This is a genomic window from Arthrobacter jinronghuae, from assembly GCF_025244825.1.
Taxonomy (GTDB): Bacteria; Actinomycetota; Actinomycetes; order Actinomycetales; family Micrococcaceae; genus Arthrobacter_B; species Arthrobacter_B jinronghuae.
In genome coordinates this window covers 3,335,522-3,350,403 of record NZ_CP104263.1, presented here as the reverse complement: position 1 = coordinate 3,350,403, position 14,882 = coordinate 3,335,522, and the positions used below count along the sequence as shown (strand labels likewise).

The window sequence follows — 14,882 nt, the reverse complement described above, 5'->3', positions numbered from 1 at the left end:
TTCCTGGCAGATGGGCCCTAGCGGCGTCTCGGGTTCGGAATCGGGGCTGATGCCAGGGCCCGCTGCGCGGCCAGGATCCCCGTCAGGGTCCCGGGCTTGGCGTAGACCTTGCCCGCCGGGGCTGCGTCCGGGGCGGCGGCTTCCGCCGGGCCGGACGCTGGGGCGCGCAGGTTCAGGCACATAAAGGTGCTGTTGGGGTCGGCGCGGTAAGTGCCGAACGGCGGGCAGACGGTGAAACCGTGGCGCTGATACAGCCGCCGGGACGAGGCGAAGAACTCCTGTGTTCCGGTTTCCAGCAGCAACGCGATGTAGCCGCGGGCGCGGGCGTTCGTGATGATCTGCTGCAGGAGCATCTGGGCAACACCCCGGCCGCGGGCAGACTCGACCGTGCGCATCGAGGTGATTTCGCCGTATTCACCCGGTGCGCCTCCGAACAGGGGAGGAAGTTCCTTCAACGCGCCGCAGCCCAGCAGGGCACCGTCTTCCCGGACCGTCCAGAAAGTGACCGAGGGGTCCCGAAGGGACGGCGGAGTCAGGCCCGCGGCGACTGTTCCGGCGGGATACAGCAGATCACGGTTCTCTGCGAGCAGGGCCCGGACATCCCCTTTGCCCGGATCATCGCGGAGGACGCTCACCCGGTGCGGATCGAGGGCGGGCGGTCCGTCCTGCCCGCCCCGGACGGCGGGATGCGTGTCGCGGATGTCCGGGATAAGGGGCAGGGCCGCCGTCGTCGCCTGCTGGCCCGCACCTGTGAACGGCACCGGACCCGGAAGCCGGATCGGCGGCGGGGTAGGGGTGGAACCGGGCATTTCTACTTCTTCCAGCTTTGAAACGGAGACGGGGCTCCGGGGTGTTTTAGGGACGAAGTGCTGTTGCCTGCCCCGGCAGGGGGCGGCGTCGGCGACCCGCCGCGTTGCAGCTGGTGGCACCCGCCGCGTCTTCTCAGCCAGAGTCTAACCGGTGCCCGCCGTGACGGCGGACACCGGCAAGCTGGGTCGCGGTTGCTGCACCGCTGCCAGGGCTTGCGGGTCCCGATTCCCTGCGGTTTGTGGCAAGTGACCTCCCGTGCGGCAGCGCAACTCGGCGATCCGGGCGAGATTCCCTGCGGTTTGGGAAAAACCCTGCGGTTTGTGGCAATCCCTGCGCTGCGCGGCGCAGGGATCCGGACAAACCGCAGGGATTCGGACGTCGTGATCGCGGCCGAAAGTCCTTGCCATACTCATGTCATATACATATATTGCTTCCATGAGCACCCGAGAGATGCGCGAACCGACCTTCCTGATCCTGACAGCCTTAGCCAAGGGCAGGCACCACGGCTACTCCCTGCTGACGGAAACCAAGAAGCTTTCCGGCGGGAGGGTGTCGCTCAAGCCCGGCAGCCTCTATACGACATTGGACCGCCTTCAGGAGGAGGGTCTGGTGCAGGACGCCGGCGAGGAAGTAGTGGCGGGACGGCTTCGCCGGTACTACGCACTGACGGACGACGGAGCCGACGCATTAAACAGGGAGGCGGACCGGATGGTGGCCGCCGCAGCTGCCGCCCGGCAGAGCCTACGCATCAGGACCAAGGGGGCGCTGGCATGAACGGATCAGCTGCAATGGAGGAGAGGTATCGACGGGCACTGCGCGCCTACCCTGCCGGCTGGCGCGCGCGGCACGGCGAGGAATTCCTGGGTGTGATGCTTGATGTCGCGGCGGGTGAGGGGAGAGGGAAGCCAACCCGCTTGGAACTTTTACAAATGGTCTTGCACGGAACACTTGCACGTGTGAACCAGGTCCTGCCGAGTCGCCGTCGGGACCGGATGGCTGCCGTCGGGGCTATCTCCGGTACCGCGCTCGCACTGGTGATGATGGTCCTCGGCGAGGTGGGACGGTGGTTCCGCTGGAACAGCTACAACCTGGTGGATCATCCGTTCGGGGCGTTCACCACTCCCGCAGTCATCGTTTTTATCCTGACCATCGTTGCGTTCGGAGCCCGGGCATTCGGACGACGCACTACTGCCATAGGACTGCAGCTGGCTTCCGTCGCTGCAAGCGTCGCCCTGGCGGTCATCCTCGGAGTTACGGATCCACCTATCCCCGTTCATCCGCTGGTTTTTGCCTTCTTTGGCGTAACGGGCCTGCTGGCGTTGTCCGGTGACCCCATCCGGACTCCCGTGCTCCGAAAGGTTGTACTCATCGGCGCGCCCGTACTTGGCGTTTTCTTCACCCTCACCAGCTATCTTCAAGGCGGCGGGGCGCAGCGCACCTTCTGGGGTGGCCCTTTCCTCATAAACGACCAACGGTTGGCCTGGTGGGCTCTGGAGCTGGTGGTCCTTGCCGCGCTTCTGGCCGCTGCCGGGCCGAAGGCGCGACCCTGGGCTTGCCTTGTCCTCATCCCCCTGATGTCCCTCCCGCTTTCGGGCATGTTCCTGATGCTTGGGGGCAACAGCACTATCGGACTGGTCGGGATACAGCCCGAAATCTTCTACGTCGGTTGCTCGTTGATTGGCGTCCTCAGTGCGTGGGCGGCCTGGAAGCGGCCCGTGCTGAGCTTCCCGGGCAGGGATGCCACACCTGCCACCTAACCGGGAAAGCGGAGGCATGGAATCTGGGCGATTCCCTGCGGTTTGGCAAAAATCCTGCGGTTTGTGGCAATCCCTGCGCCGCGCGGCGCAGGGATCCGGACAGACCGCAGGGATCCGCCCGCCGTCGACCCCCTGGGCGGACCCTATCCCTTCATCACCGATTCCAGGACGGCATGGGATCCCGGGCACTGGCTGCTCGCCGGGCAGGTCCTCAGTCCGGGCCAGTGCCTGGGCGCGGCGATGGTCCTGGCCACCCTGGTGCTGGCCGGCCCGGCCGGACATCGGCGTGCCACCGCCGCGGCCGTGCGCACACATGATGTGCTGGGCCGGTCGGTTTCCCCACGCTGAAACGAGGTCCCGTGTTCACAGGTCTGTCCGCCTTTCCCCTGACACCCGTTATCAACGACACGGTGAATGAGGACCTGTTTGCCGCGCTGGTCCGCCGCGCGGTGGCGGCCGGGGTGGATTCCATCGGTGCTTTGGGCTCCACCGGAAGTTACGCCTATCTGTCCCGCGAGGAACGACGCCGGGTGGCAACGGCCGCGGTGCAGGCGGCCGGGGCGGTGCCCGTGATCGTAGGGATCGGAGCGCTGCGGACCTCCGATGTCCTGCGCGGAGCGGAGGATGCCCAGAACGCCGGTGCCGCCGGCCTGCTACTCGCGCCGGTGTCCTACCAGCCTCTGACCGAGGACGAGGTGGCCGGCCTGTTCGAGGCCGTCTCCGCCGCCAGTTCGGTGCCCATCTGCATCTATGACAATCCCACCACCACCCGGTTCACGTTCACGGACGAGTTCTATGCCCGGCTCGGTGCCCTGCCGCAGGTGGAGGCGGTGAAGATTCCGCCCCGGCCCGTTGACGAAGCGGAGCGGCGGATCCGGGAGGTGCGGGCCGCGCTGCCCGCCAATGTGGCCCTGGGAGTCAGCGGCGACGAGTTTGCCGCCCCCGCACTGCTCGCCGGCGCGGACGTGTGGTTCAGCGTGCTGGGCGGCACCCTGCCGGATCTGGCGCTCGCCATCGCCCGCGCCGCGCAGACCGGCGACGCCGAGACCTCCCGGCGTTTGTCGGCGCAGCTGGCACCGGTCTGGGAATTGTTCCGGCAGTTCGGCAGCCTGCGGGTGACCTCCGCAATTGCCGCGGAGCTGGGCCTGCTGCCGAGGGACAATCTGCCGGCCCCTCTGCGGCCGCTTAGCGAAGGAGTGCAGGGTCGGGTCGCCCTGAGGCTCAGCGACTTGGATCCTGCCTAGCGGGTGCAACCACCGACGCCGGTGCCCGCAGCTCGGTCGAGCCCCGGCACCAGGGACTAACGGGAGATGACTTCGCCGGCGGTGGCGGCGAGCTCGGCGATCCGGGGGGGGGGGGGGATCCCTCCAGTTCTGCGGCGTGCTCGGCGACAACTTCCTTCTTGGACTCAAGGATCAGTGCGTCGAATTCGTCCCGCACGCCGGTTTCGAGGGAGCAGTTGTAATACTTCACTGCCAGGGCCGCTTCGGCGGGAGTAGGCGTGGTGATTTCGACGTCGGCCGGTGCAGCGATAGCAACTCACTCTTCTTCTTTTTTATGGCCTTGTGTGTACCCGTGGCGGGTGCCGTCCAGATAGGGAGGGTCCAACCGGGTTTCAAGAAGTATGGCGAGGTTGGCCATGGCATCGGTATTGCCGGCGTTGGCGGCTTGTGTGTACCAGTGGCGGGCGCCGTCCAAGTCCGGGGGGTCCATTAGCTGGCTCAGCAGTACGCCGAGGTTGACCATGGCATCGGTATTGCCGGCGTTGGCGGCTTGTGTGTACCAATGGCGGGCGCCGCCAGTGTCCGGTGGATTCATCACCACAAGCCGGTTCCCGAGAATGAACATGGCGCCGGTGTGTCCGGCGTTGGCGGCTTGTGTGTACCAGTGGCGGGCGCCGTCCAAGTCCGGGGGGTCCATTAGCTGGCTCAGTAGTAAGCCGAGGTTGACCATGGCATCGGTATTGCCGGCGTTGGCGGCTTGTGTGTACCAATGGCGGGCGCCGCCAGTGTCCGGTGGATTCATCACCACAAGCCGGTTCCCGAGAATGAACATGGCGCCGGTGTGTCCGGCGTTGGCGGCTTGTGTGTACCAGTGGCGGGCGCCGTCCGGGTCGGGCGGGTCCATACCCGCAAGGAGGTTCCCGAGGATGACCATGGCATCCGTGTGTCCGGTGTTGGCGGCTTGTGTGTACCAGTGGCGGGCGCCGTCCAGGTCCGGCGGATGCAATCGCTCGCTCAGGAGGACGCCGAGGTTGATCATGGCATCCGTATTGCCGGTGTTGGCGGCTTGTGTGTACTGGTGGCGGGCGCCGTCCAGGTCGGGCGGGTCCATACCCGCAAGGAGGTTCCCGAGGATGACCATGGCATCCGTGTGTCCGGTGTTGGCGGCTTGCGTGTACCAGTGGCGGGCGCCGTCCACGTCCGGCGGATCCGACCGGTGGCTTAGCAATATGCCGAGGTTGTACATGGCATCCGTATTGCCGGTGTTGGCGGCTTGTGTGTACCAGTGGCGAGCCCCGTTTAGGTCCGGCGGATCCGTACCCGCAAGGAGGTTCCCGAGGTTGTACATGGATTTGGTGTCTCCGGCGTTGGCAGCTTGTGTGTACCAGTGGCGGGCGCCGTCCGGGTCGGGAGGGTCAACACCCACAAGCAGGGTTCCGAGGTTGTTCATGGCATTCGTATTGCCGGTGTTGGCGGCTTGTGTGTACCAGTGGCGGGCGCCATCTGGATCCGGAGGATCCAGTAGGTGGCTCAGTAGTACGCCGAGGTTGACCATGGCATCCGTGTGTCCGGCGTTGGCGGCTTATGTGTACCAGTGGCGGGCGCCGTCCAGTTCCGGGGGATCCAGTAGGTGGCTCAGTAGTACGCCGAGGTTGTTCATGGCACTCGTCTGGCCGGCGTTGGCGGCTTGTGTGTACCAGTGGCGGGCGCCGTCCAGGTCCGGCGGATCCAATCGCTCGCTCAGGAGGACGCCGAGGTTGTTCATGGCATTCGTCTCGCCGGCATTGGCGGAGAGTTTCCACGCTTGAACAGCGATATCTATAGCATCGCGTTGGTATGCGGAAAACCCCACTTCAAAAGCTGCTTCATCGTCAGCTCTTCCAAGGACGCCCCTCCAGAAGTCGGTTGGAATTGCGCGAGCGCCGCTCATCTGGTCATCATCTGCAGCGACGAGGTAGGAGAACGGGTGGTAGCCCCGCATCCCTTGAGTTTCATGACGCATCCAAACAGTCTGAAGGGCGGCAACCCTACCGGCGCCTTTGGGTGGAGTGCCCGCCCTTTCGATTTGCTTGCAGATGTTTTTACGGGTTACCCGGATGTCCGGCCGGTCCCGGAGCAACATCTGAGTAGCCAAGTCCGCCAGCTCCGTTTCCGGGACCGGGCCGGGCATGCCCGCTCGGGTCCAATCAACGGCTGACTGGATGACGGCATGAAATAGGGGTTGTCCATCCCGCGCGTCTCGGTATTGCTGAAGTAGGGCGGGAGCACCGGCAAGTTGTTCAGCCAGTCCGAAGTGTGAGAGGTCCTCCTCCGGGTAGAGGGCGTGCGCCGCTGACTGCTCTACCGCGTCCTGATTGGTGGGTCCCAGCTCTAGTTCCACAGCTTCACGCATTAGTTGCCGCACATTGCGCGTCAACTCGCCTTCGGGACCTGCCAGAAGAATTCTCTCCTCGGTGCGCAGGGTGGCTACGACCAGCGTTGGACCCGGCCGGGTGAAGAGTTCGGCCAACAGGGCTGGGGTGAGTGGAGCCGTGACGTTGAGATAGTCCTGAAGGTCGTCCAACCATACGATGACAGGGTCAGTGCTCATGCGTAGTCGGGGGTGCCTTACCAAGGCAGTCAGAGCCGTCCGCTCCGGCGCGGCTAAGTGTGCCTGCGGCCAACGTTCCCGGAGGGCTTCATAGGCGGACCGGGTCTTGCCAGCTTTGGAGGGCCCCACTATTAGCACCATTTCCCCCGGTGTCAGTGCCGCCTGTAGCCGTGTGTCCAGGTCCTGGAAGGTCCGCGGCACATAGGGATCCTGCCCCTGAGAGTTGTCCAGGCTGCTGTACCGGGTGGCTGTGGCACCCATGCGGTAAGGAGTCAGGTTGCTCATGAGAGGCAAGTCGTCGCCGTCCAGCAATTCCACCAAGCCGGCCAGCGGTTGCCCTGATTCCGTGGAAACCCCAACCATCTTATTCCGGTCTGGTAATCCCAAGGCCTCGGAGACCGCGTGCGCTTCCCGGTTGGTCTCCGCGTCTTCGGCAATCCTGTCGAAGGAAATGGCGCGCAGAGCTGAATCTCCCTGCCGTGGATGATGTTCGACCACCACTCCGATTGCCCGCCCGGAGTAGAAGAGCAGCGCCCCGGAATAGCCGCCCCACGGGGACGGGGAACGACCGAGCTCGAGTTCCCCGGTGCTTCCAACCTCTCCGCCTGACATGGCTCCTGGGGAGATGCGCGGTTCTCGCATGAGGAACCTCCCCGACTCAGCTTCATCTGTGAGGTAGATGGTCCCGTGCACTTCACCGGTGTCCCGCGTGCGTTTGTCGGGGTCGCGTTGAAACAGCGGATAGCCGATCGCTTCACAGTCCTCCAACATCCCTGAGTGCTCCCGTCTGGCACGGGCAAAGAGGACCTTAGGAAACTCGGAGTCCCACGGTGCCTCATCGCTAAGTTCGAGGACTGCCACATCCAGTTCCCTGGACGTCGTTGCCCCCGTGACGGAGGCAGCGGCCCCATCGCTGGCACGGAGCACCCGTACTTCACGTACTTGGCGTTGTTTTGTACTGATGTCCCGGGTGCAGTGTTCTGCAGTAAGAACTTTCCTTCCGGTGACTAAGAAGCCTGAGCCGGATTGCTGGCTCCCGTCCGTAAAAGTGATTACGACCATGACCACGCGGTTCTTGGGGACGCCCTGAAGTCCGTCGCCACTGTATGGCATCGCTAATCCAGGAGGTGTTGGGTAAACGAGGCGTTCATTTGTGGGGTCCCACCGTATCTTCCGAAGAAGCAGATGAAGCAATGCTGAAATCCGAGGTGAATGACCCGTCTTCCTGTTTCCAGAGCGGGGTCAGTTTCAGGGTCAGCGTCTGCGTCCCGACCTGCTCATACTTTCCGCCGATCTCGAAAATATTCCAACCGATTTTTCCGTTGACGTCTCTGGTCACAGCGACCTGCACGGTCAGTTCGACCGGTTCCATGGAGAATTTCATTTCCTGGTCCCAGCCGCGGACGGCTGCGTCCATGAGTTCGGTCCGCAGAGCGTCTATTCCGTCTGCCAGGCCGACCACAGCGCCGTTGCTCATTTGGTATCTCCTCGCCTTTGGCCAGGGCATTCTGACGAGAAGAAGTATGAGCACCCTTGCGGGGGACAACAACCGTGAATCATGAAAAGGGGCTGAATACCGCTGAGTAGCCGGGCACGGCCATGCGGCCGCTGTTGTGCTGCCGCATTGTCGAGGGAAAACCAGCCCTACACCGAAGAAGCTGGCGCAGACTCCCGCTCCGCCGGAACCCGCGCAGCCCGCAGCCCCAGATAGACCCGATCCCGGGCAAACGGCGTCCGGGTAAACCGGATTCCGGTGGCATCCCGGAGGGCATTGGCCAGGGCCGGAGCCACGGGGTTGAACGGGCTTTCGCTCATGGACTTGGCGCCCATCGGGCCCAGCGAATCGTCCGTCTCTGCAAAGAAGATCTCCGTGCGCGGCACGTCGGCGAACGTGGGGACGTGGTACTGGCGCAGGATCCGGGTCTCCACCGTGCCCTCTGCGTCAATCCGCACCTCCTCGAACAACGCCGCCCCGAGGGCTTGGGCGATTCCGCCCTCGATCTGGCCGCGGCACTGCATCGGATTGACGACGACGCCGGCGTCCGCGGCGTGCACGCTCTGCAGGATCCGGATCTCCCCGGTCCCGGCATGCACCGCCACCCGGAAGCCCTGCACGTTGAAGGCGACCGACCGCGGGGTGCCGCCCCACCGGCCCTCCGCAGACAGGTCGATGCCTTCCTCGCGGGCCCGGGCGGCGACGTCGGCCAGCGGTATCCGCTCGCCGCCGCACTCCACGGCGTCCGCCAACAGGTGCACCTGCGCCGAGGTGTGGCTAAACAGGGACGCGGCGAAGCCCTTGAGCAGGGTGGCCAGTTCCTCCGCTGCAGCCAGCGACGCCTTGCCCGCCACCACGGTGCCGGTGGAGCCGTACGCGCCGGTGTCGTGATCCACCAGATCCGTGTCCGATTGCCGGATCACCACCCGGTCCGCGGTGGTGTGCAGCGCCGTCGAGGCCAGCTGCGCGTGCACGGTAGTGGTGCCGTTGCCGAACTCGGCGGTGCCGACGTCGAGCCCGTACCGGCCGTCCCCGCGGAGGGAGATCTTTGCGTGGCTGATGTGCCCGCGCGGCGGCACGGTGTCGATCATGGCGACGGCGGTGCCCTCGCCCAGCAACCACCCGCCGCCGTCGTCGGACGAAACGGAAAGCTCCGCGCCGGAGGTCTCCGGCTGTTGCCGCCCCGCGGCCAGGGCAGTCGAGACCAGCTCCAGGCACTGGTCGAGGCCGTAGCTGCCGTAATGCACGTCTTCGGCAGGTTCGGGGGCGGTGGAGACCATGCGGTCACCCTGCGCCACCACGTTGCGGCGCCGGAAGTCCAGCGGATCCATGCCCAGGCCGCGGGCGAGTTCGTCCATGGCGGACTCGATCGCGTAGATCATCTGGCTCAGCCCGTAGCCGCGGAACGCCCCGGAGGGCAGCGTGTTGGTGTAGACGGAGCGGGCATCTACCTTCTTGTTGGCGCACCGGTAGACGGCCACGGATTCTCCGCAGCCGTGGAACATCACGCCGGGGGCGTGGTTGCCGTAGGCCCCGGTGTTGGCGGTGACATCCAGGGCCAGCGCGGTCAGAGTGCCGTCCGCCGCAGCGCCGGCCCGGACCTTCACGGCGAAGGGGTGCCGGGTGGTGGTGGCGGTGAACTGCTCCTCGCGGGTCAGTTCCAGCTGCACCGGGCGGTTCAGTTTCAGCGCGGCCAGCGCGGCGAGGTCCTCGGTGAGCACTTCCTGCTTGCCGCCGAACCCGCCGCCCACCCGGCCGGCGAGCACGCGCACCGAGGCAAGCTTCAGCCCGAAGACCCGGCACAGCGTCCGCCGGACCAGGAACGGCACCTGCGTGGAGGTCCGCACCACCAGCCGGCCCAGCTCATCGAAGTACGCGATCGAGCCGTGCGTCTCCAGCGCCACGTGCTGCAGGCGCTGACTGTAGTAGGTGTTCTCGTGCACGACGTCGGCCGCCGCGAGTCCGGCAGCGAGGTCGCCGACCTCGGAGTGCAGTTCCGCCACGACGTTGTCGGCGGTGCCGGGATGGACCTCCGGGGCGCCGGGCGCCAGAGCCGCCTCGGGGTCCAGGACTGCGGGCAGCAGCTCGTATTCCACCTTCAGCGCACGTACGCCTTCGGCCGCGGCCCCCACGGTGTCGGCGACGACGGCGGCCACCCGCTGGCCGCGGAACCGGACAACGTTGTCCAGGACCCGGGTGTCGTCGGGATCGTCGGTGTGCAGTTCGTGCTGGGCGGTGGAGAAGAGTTGGTCCGGGGCATCTTCGTGGGTGAGCACCGCTTCGACGCCGGGCACGGCCAGCGCGGCGCTCGCATCAATGGACAGGATCCGGGCATGGGCGTGCGGGGAGCGCAGGATCTTCAGGTGCAGCAGTCCGGGCAGGTCCTCCGCCGGGACATCCAGGGTGTAGCGGGCGCGGCCGGTGACGATGTCCGGTCCGGCCGGAGCGGCCACGTTGGCGCCGACGGTCCTGGCGCCGACGGTCGGGGCGGGGTTCGCCGTGTGCGCTCCGTCGGAGGATGGATCGCTGTCAGCGGTGCTCGTTTCGGTGTGCCGGTGCCCGCAGACGGCATCCTCTATGCTCCGGTAGCCGGTGCAGCGGCAGAGGTTGCCCTTGAGGTTCCGGGGCAGGTTCTCCTTCTGCTGCTCGTCGAAGGTCGCGGCGGTCATCACCATGCCCGCGGTGCAGAACCCGCACTGGAAGCCCTGCGCGTCCAGGAACTGCTGCTGCATCGGATGGAGCGACGCGACGTCGGCCACGCCACCACGGTCGGCCGGCCCCGCGCCGTCGGCCAGTCCCTCGACGGTGGTGATCTCCCGTCCCTCGGCCCGGACCGCGGGGTAGATGCAGCTGTGCACGGGCTTGCCGTCCACATGCACCGTGCACGCGCCGCAGTCGCCGGCGTCGCAGCCCTTTTTGACGCCCAGGTTGCCCTGTTCGCGCAGGAAGGTGCGCAGGCACTGGCCGGGGAAGGGGGAAGCCTCCACCTCGGCGTTGTTGATCCGGTAGGTCACAGGGAACCGTCCTTTGGTGCGGGTGCGGGTGCGGATGCGGGTGCGGAAGCCGGTGCGGAAACCGCGGCGGAAGCCGGCGCGGGTGCGGCGAGTTCCGCCCGGACTTCCTCCGCCAAGCGGTAGGTCATGTCCTGCCGCCATTCGGGCAGCCCGTGCACGTCGTCGTGCCAGAGCCTGGCGTCGATCGCCTCCTCCAGCCCGGCCCGCAGTCCGGCGGCGTCGGGCACAGCGGGGAAGCGCAGCTGGACCGGACGTTTCGTGGCTGCAGTGACGGTGAGGACAAAGCAGCCGTCTTCGTCGGTTCGGCCGATCAGCAGCACCCCGGACCGGCCCAGGTTGGTCAGCGAGAGCCGCCGGAATGCGGTGCGCGCTCGCAGCGAGGCAGCGGGAAGCCAGATGCTGCGCAGCAGTTCGCCCGGCGCCAGCGCGGTACGCCCGTCGCCGGTCACGAGTTCGGCCACCGGCACCCGGCGGGAGGTGCTGCCGGGGGAGTGGATCAGGGCGACGCCGTCCAGCGCCGCGGTCAGCGAGGTCATGGGCCCGGCGGGGAGGCCCGTGCAGATGTTCCCGCCCACGGTGGACACGTTCCAGACCTTGAAGGAGGCCACGAAGGCGTCGCAGCACGGCTGCACCAGGTCCAGTGCCGGCCACGCCTGACGCAACTGCGGCGGTGCGGCGTCCGGGAAGGCATACAGTTCGGCGATGGTACAGGTGGCGGCGATCTCGAGTCCGTCGTCGTTCATCACCAGCGGTTCCCAGCCGGCGGCCGTGACATCCAGCAGCCGCTGCAGGGTCTCGCTGCCGTAGGAGAACAGCACGGTGCCGCCGGCGAGCCAGGCGTCGCCGGGACGCCACTGCTGCGGGTCCGCGGTGCGGATCAGCTCGGAAACGGTGGGCAGGTCCATAGGGGTTTCCTCAGCTGGCGCGGAGCCGGTTGGTCGGATGGATGGGGCCGGAAACGTCGCGCAGCGGTTGTCCGCTGGCGGCTGCTCCGGACCGGGCGGCCACGATCTCCGCGAAAACGGACACCGCGGTCTCCTCGGGGGTGGCGGCGCCGATATCGAGCCCGATGGGGGAGTGCAGCTTCGCCACCTCGGGTCCGGTCAGCCCGGCCGTACGCAGGGCGGCCAGCCGGGCGTCGTGGGTCCGGCGCGACCCCATTGCCCCGACAAAGGCCAGCTCCCGGCGCAGGGCATCGGCCAGGACCGGAACGTCGAATTTGGCGTCGTGGCTGAGCACGCAGACCACGGTGCGGGCGTCCAGCCGCCCCGCCGCTGCCTCCCCGCGCAGGTAGGAGTCCGGCCACTGCACGTGCACCTCGTGGGCGTCGGGAAAACGGCTCGGATTGGTGAACGCAGCCCGTGCGTCGCAGATGGTCACGTGGTAGCCGAGCATCCGTCCCTGCCGGGCAAGGGCCGCGGAAAAGTCGTTGGCGCCGATGAGCACCAGCCGCGGCGGCGCCAGCCGGGACTCCAGGAACAGGACGGCGCTGCCGCCGTCGCACTCCGGCCCGCCGGATTCCCCCAGCTCGACGACGCCGGTGCGGCCGGCCGCCAGCAGCGGAGCGAGGCGGGCTGCGGCACGCGCCGGGTCGACGCCGAGCATCGCGGCCAGCGCGGGGCCGTGGGCGGTAAGCAGACCCGCAGGCGTGGCCTCTGCCGGGTCCTGGATTAGCAGCGGAACGGAAGCCGCGCCGTCGTCAATCCGCCGGAGCAGTGCACAGGGCGTGCCGGCGTCCGGGACGGCCGGGACAGTCCCGGGGAGGACGGGAGCGATAAACACCTCCAAGGTGCCGCCGCAGCTGAGTCCGACGGCGAACGCATCGGTGTCGCTGTAGCCGAAGGACTCGAACCGCGGACGGCCGTCGGCGAGGACGTCCTCGGCCGCGGTGACGACGGCGGCCTCCACACAGCCGCCCGAGAGGGAACCGGAAATCGCCCCGGTGCCGCTGACCAGCATGGTGGTTCCGGCGGGCCGGGGAACGGAGCCGGAGGCGCGGACGATCGTCGCCGCGGCGCAGGGAATACCGCCGGCCGTGGCGGCGGCCAGCTCCTCCAACACGTCCAACACTGCGGCCTACCCTCCGGCAACCCGGCGGCAACCGCCACCGGTTAGCCCAGTAACCAAAGCGGTGAGTTCCCCCTGCGGGAAATGACTGGCAGGGGCCTTAAATCCGCAAAACAATGAAACATTTCAAAAGCTCATTACTTTGTATCCGACGGCCGCAAAAGAATGTTTCCGGCACCCAAAACCGGTTCAAAAACCCCAAGGTCTCCGGTAATTGCAGGGAAGCGTACCACGCGGTTCTTTCCGGCGGGATACTCTGCCGGAAATGGCGTGTTCTCCCTCAGCGGGCGCGTTCCCGGTGGTTATCCCGTCCGGCGCGGGACGGCACGGGACAGCACGAGGTAGCCGAGCAGGGCCGCACCCCACAGCAGGAACAGCGGGTCCCAGAGCCAGGCATGCCCGATCGTCGCCATGCGGTTATACCCGGTCTCCGGGCGGATCAGCCCGGCCAGCACGGCATTGCTGACCACTGTGTTCGCACCCCCGTACAGCACCAGCACCACGGCACCGATCCAGCTCACCGTCCGCCAGAGGCCCGGCCACGGCACCCGGCCGTACGCCGCCGCCGTGGGAACCAGTGCGGCCGCCGCCTTGAAGGCGGCCACGGCTCCCAGCAGCAGCCCGGCCCGCAACGGCGCTTCTGTGGATTCCTGCACGGCCCACTGCCCCACGGTATCCAGCAGCCAGCGTCCGCCCAGCGCCCAGTAGAGGCTGAACGCGGCGTGCAGCAGCCCGGCTGCGCATGCCGTCCAAAGACAGGCGCGGCTGAGCCCGGTCGGAGCCTGCCGACGGCCTGCCTTCCGTTCAACGGAGGAGTCCATGTAAGCCATTTTGGAAGCCGGTCCGCCGTACGGGAAGTGCCTGCGGAAGAGCGCGCAAATTAACCTCCGGTAATACTCCGGGTTTAATAACGAACAGTTCCTTGACAGATACTGCGGGGGCGCACAGACTGACCCAAATATAAATTCCGTTCCGGAACATCGAATCAAGTCGGCGTCGCCGATGGTCAAGGGTGTCCAGCGCCGGCGGCGGATGAGCTCTGACTGAAAGCTGACACCCGTGCCCCCAGAAGACACGCCCCCAGAAGCAGCGGATTTCCTTGCCGCCTTCAATGCAGCGTCCCGGCCGGATGCCGAAGCGATGCTGCGGCCCTGCCTGGACGTTCCCCGCTGGTGCAACGAGGTAGCTGCCGCCCGACCGTTCACAACCCCAGGAGAGCTGCTGAGTTTCGCCGAATTGGCCGCCCCTGATTTCACCCAGGCAGAGATTGACGCCGCCCTGGCCCACCACCCGCGTATCGGTGACCGTGCCGCCGGCACCGGCACTGAAGCCAGCTTCTCCCGCAGCGAGCAGGCGTCCGTGAGTGGACTCGACGGAATCCAGGACCGGTTGCAGGCCGGCAACCGGGCGTACGAAGACCGGTTCGGCCGCGTATTCCTCATCCGTGCCGCCGGCCGCACTGCGGAGGAAATCCTGGCCGTCCTCGAAGAACGGCTGCAGAACACCGACGCCGAAGAACTCCCCGTCATTGCAGCCCAGCTGCGCGACATTGCCATCCTCCGACTCGAAGGACTGCTGAACGCATGACCCGCAGCCATGTCACCACCCACATCCTGGACACTGCCGCCGGCAGGCCCGCCGCCGGCGTCGCCGCCTCCCTCTGGTCCCTGCGCGACGGCGGCGAGACCCGGGTGGGGGAGGGAACCACGGACGGGGACGGCCGGATCGGGAGCCTCGGTCCGGCGGAACTGGAGCCGGGCACCTACCGGGTCGACTTCGCCACCGGCGACTACTTTGCCGCCGCCGGAACGGAGACCTTTTTCCCCAGCGTCTCCCTGACCTTTAGCCTCACCGACCCGGCCCAGCACTACCACGTGCCGCTGCTGCTAAGCCCGTTTGCCTACTCCACCTACCGAGGAAGCTGAG

Annotated in this window: 14 protein-coding genes; 6 read left to right on the top strand and 8 right to left on the bottom strand. The window is 66.9% G+C overall.

Annotation, left to right across the window (positions count from 1 at the left end; genetic code table 11):
- Positions 1–17: 17 nt before the first annotated feature.
- Positions 18–809 carry a GNAT family N-acetyltransferase gene (locus N2K98_RS17245; protein ID WP_308219810.1) on the bottom strand — a complete coding sequence of 264 codons (792 nt, stop codon included), beginning with the start codon at positions 807–809 and terminating at the stop codon, positions 18–20.
- A 436-nt stretch (positions 810–1,245) separates the two neighbouring features.
- Here N2K98_RS17245 and N2K98_RS15760 point away from each other — a divergent pair, with 436 nt between their 5' ends.
- The 4 genes from N2K98_RS15760 to N2K98_RS15745 all read left to right on the top strand — a co-directional run bounded on the left by N2K98_RS15760 (position 1,246) and on the right by N2K98_RS15745 (position 3,811).
- Positions 1,246–1,584 carry a PadR family transcriptional regulator gene (locus N2K98_RS15760; protein WP_255864696.1) on the top strand — a complete coding sequence of 113 codons (339 nt, stop codon included), beginning with the start codon at positions 1,246–1,248 and terminating at the stop codon, positions 1,582–1,584.
- Positions 1,585–1,766: 182 nt separating this feature from the next.
- Positions 1,767–2,567 (top strand): hypothetical protein, encoded by an 801-nt coding sequence (locus N2K98_RS15755; protein ID WP_255864697.1) that lies wholly within the window; start codon positions 1,767–1,769, stop codon positions 2,565–2,567.
- Between the two features lie 63 nt (positions 2,568–2,630).
- The gene (locus N2K98_RS15750) at positions 2,631–2,915 is read left to right on the top strand and encodes a hypothetical protein (protein WP_255864698.1); all 285 of its coding nucleotides are present in this window, start codon (positions 2,631–2,633) and stop codon (positions 2,913–2,915) included.
- Positions 2,916–2,926: 11 nt separating this feature from the next.
- The gene (locus N2K98_RS15745) at positions 2,927–3,811 is read left to right on the top strand and encodes a dihydrodipicolinate synthase family protein (protein ID WP_255864699.1); all 885 of its coding nucleotides are present in this window, start codon (positions 2,927–2,929) and stop codon (positions 3,809–3,811) included.
- A gap of 295 nt (positions 3,812–4,106) precedes the next feature.
- On the opposite strand, the gene N2K98_RS15740 is transcribed toward N2K98_RS15745, so the two are convergent.
- The 7 genes from N2K98_RS15740 to N2K98_RS15710 form a co-directional block, all read right to left on the bottom strand.
- Positions 4,107–5,345: a tetratricopeptide repeat protein gene (locus tag N2K98_RS15740; protein ID WP_260553752.1), complete on the bottom strand. Its 1,239-nt coding sequence runs from the start codon at positions 5,343–5,345 to the stop codon at positions 4,107–4,109.
- A 27-nt stretch (positions 5,346–5,372) separates the two neighbouring features.
- A complete protein-coding gene (locus N2K98_RS15735) occupies positions 5,373–7,493 on the bottom strand; it encodes a bifunctional trypsin-like peptidase domain-containing/SEL1-like repeat protein (RefSeq protein ID WP_407079993.1) in 2,121 nt (706 codons plus the stop codon).
- 34 nt (positions 7,494–7,527) lie between these two features.
- Complete coding sequence (locus tag N2K98_RS15730; RefSeq protein ID WP_255864704.1) at positions 7,528–7,857, bottom strand: trypco2 family protein; 330 nt, start codon at positions 7,855–7,857, stop codon at positions 7,528–7,530.
- Positions 7,858–8,024: 167 nt separating this feature from the next.
- Positions 8,025–10,889 (bottom strand): molybdopterin-dependent oxidoreductase, encoded by a 2,865-nt coding sequence (locus N2K98_RS15725; protein WP_255864705.1) that lies wholly within the window; start codon positions 10,887–10,889, stop codon positions 8,025–8,027.
- Positions 10,886–11,794 (bottom strand): FAD binding domain-containing protein, encoded by a 909-nt coding sequence (locus N2K98_RS15720; protein ID WP_255864706.1) that lies wholly within the window; start codon positions 11,792–11,794, stop codon positions 10,886–10,888. Before N2K98_RS15720 ends, N2K98_RS15725 begins: the two co-directional genes overlap by 4 nt.
- Positions 11,795–11,804: 10 nt before the next feature.
- Positions 11,805–12,959 carry an XdhC family protein gene (locus N2K98_RS15715; protein ID WP_255864707.1) on the bottom strand — a complete coding sequence of 385 codons (1,155 nt, stop codon included), beginning with the start codon at positions 12,957–12,959 and terminating at the stop codon, positions 11,805–11,807.
- A gap of 299 nt (positions 12,960–13,258) precedes the next feature.
- Positions 13,259–13,777 (bottom strand): DUF3995 domain-containing protein, encoded by a 519-nt coding sequence (locus tag N2K98_RS15710; protein ID WP_255864708.1) that lies wholly within the window; start codon positions 13,775–13,777, stop codon positions 13,259–13,261.
- 238 nt (positions 13,778–14,015) lie between these two features.
- Between N2K98_RS15710 and uraD the strand changes: the two genes are divergently transcribed.
- Both uraD and uraH read left to right on the top strand, forming a co-directional pair.
- The gene (gene uraD / locus N2K98_RS15705) at positions 14,016–14,543 is read left to right on the top strand and encodes a 2-oxo-4-hydroxy-4-carboxy-5-ureidoimidazoline decarboxylase (protein ID WP_255864709.1); all 528 of its coding nucleotides are present in this window, start codon (positions 14,016–14,018) and stop codon (positions 14,541–14,543) included.
- Positions 14,540–14,881 (top strand): hydroxyisourate hydrolase, encoded by a 342-nt coding sequence (gene uraH, locus N2K98_RS15700; RefSeq protein WP_255864710.1) that lies wholly within the window; start codon positions 14,540–14,542, stop codon positions 14,879–14,881. The genes uraD and uraH overlap by 4 nt, the downstream gene beginning before the upstream one ends.
- The last annotated feature ends 1 nt before the right edge of the window (position 14,882 follow it).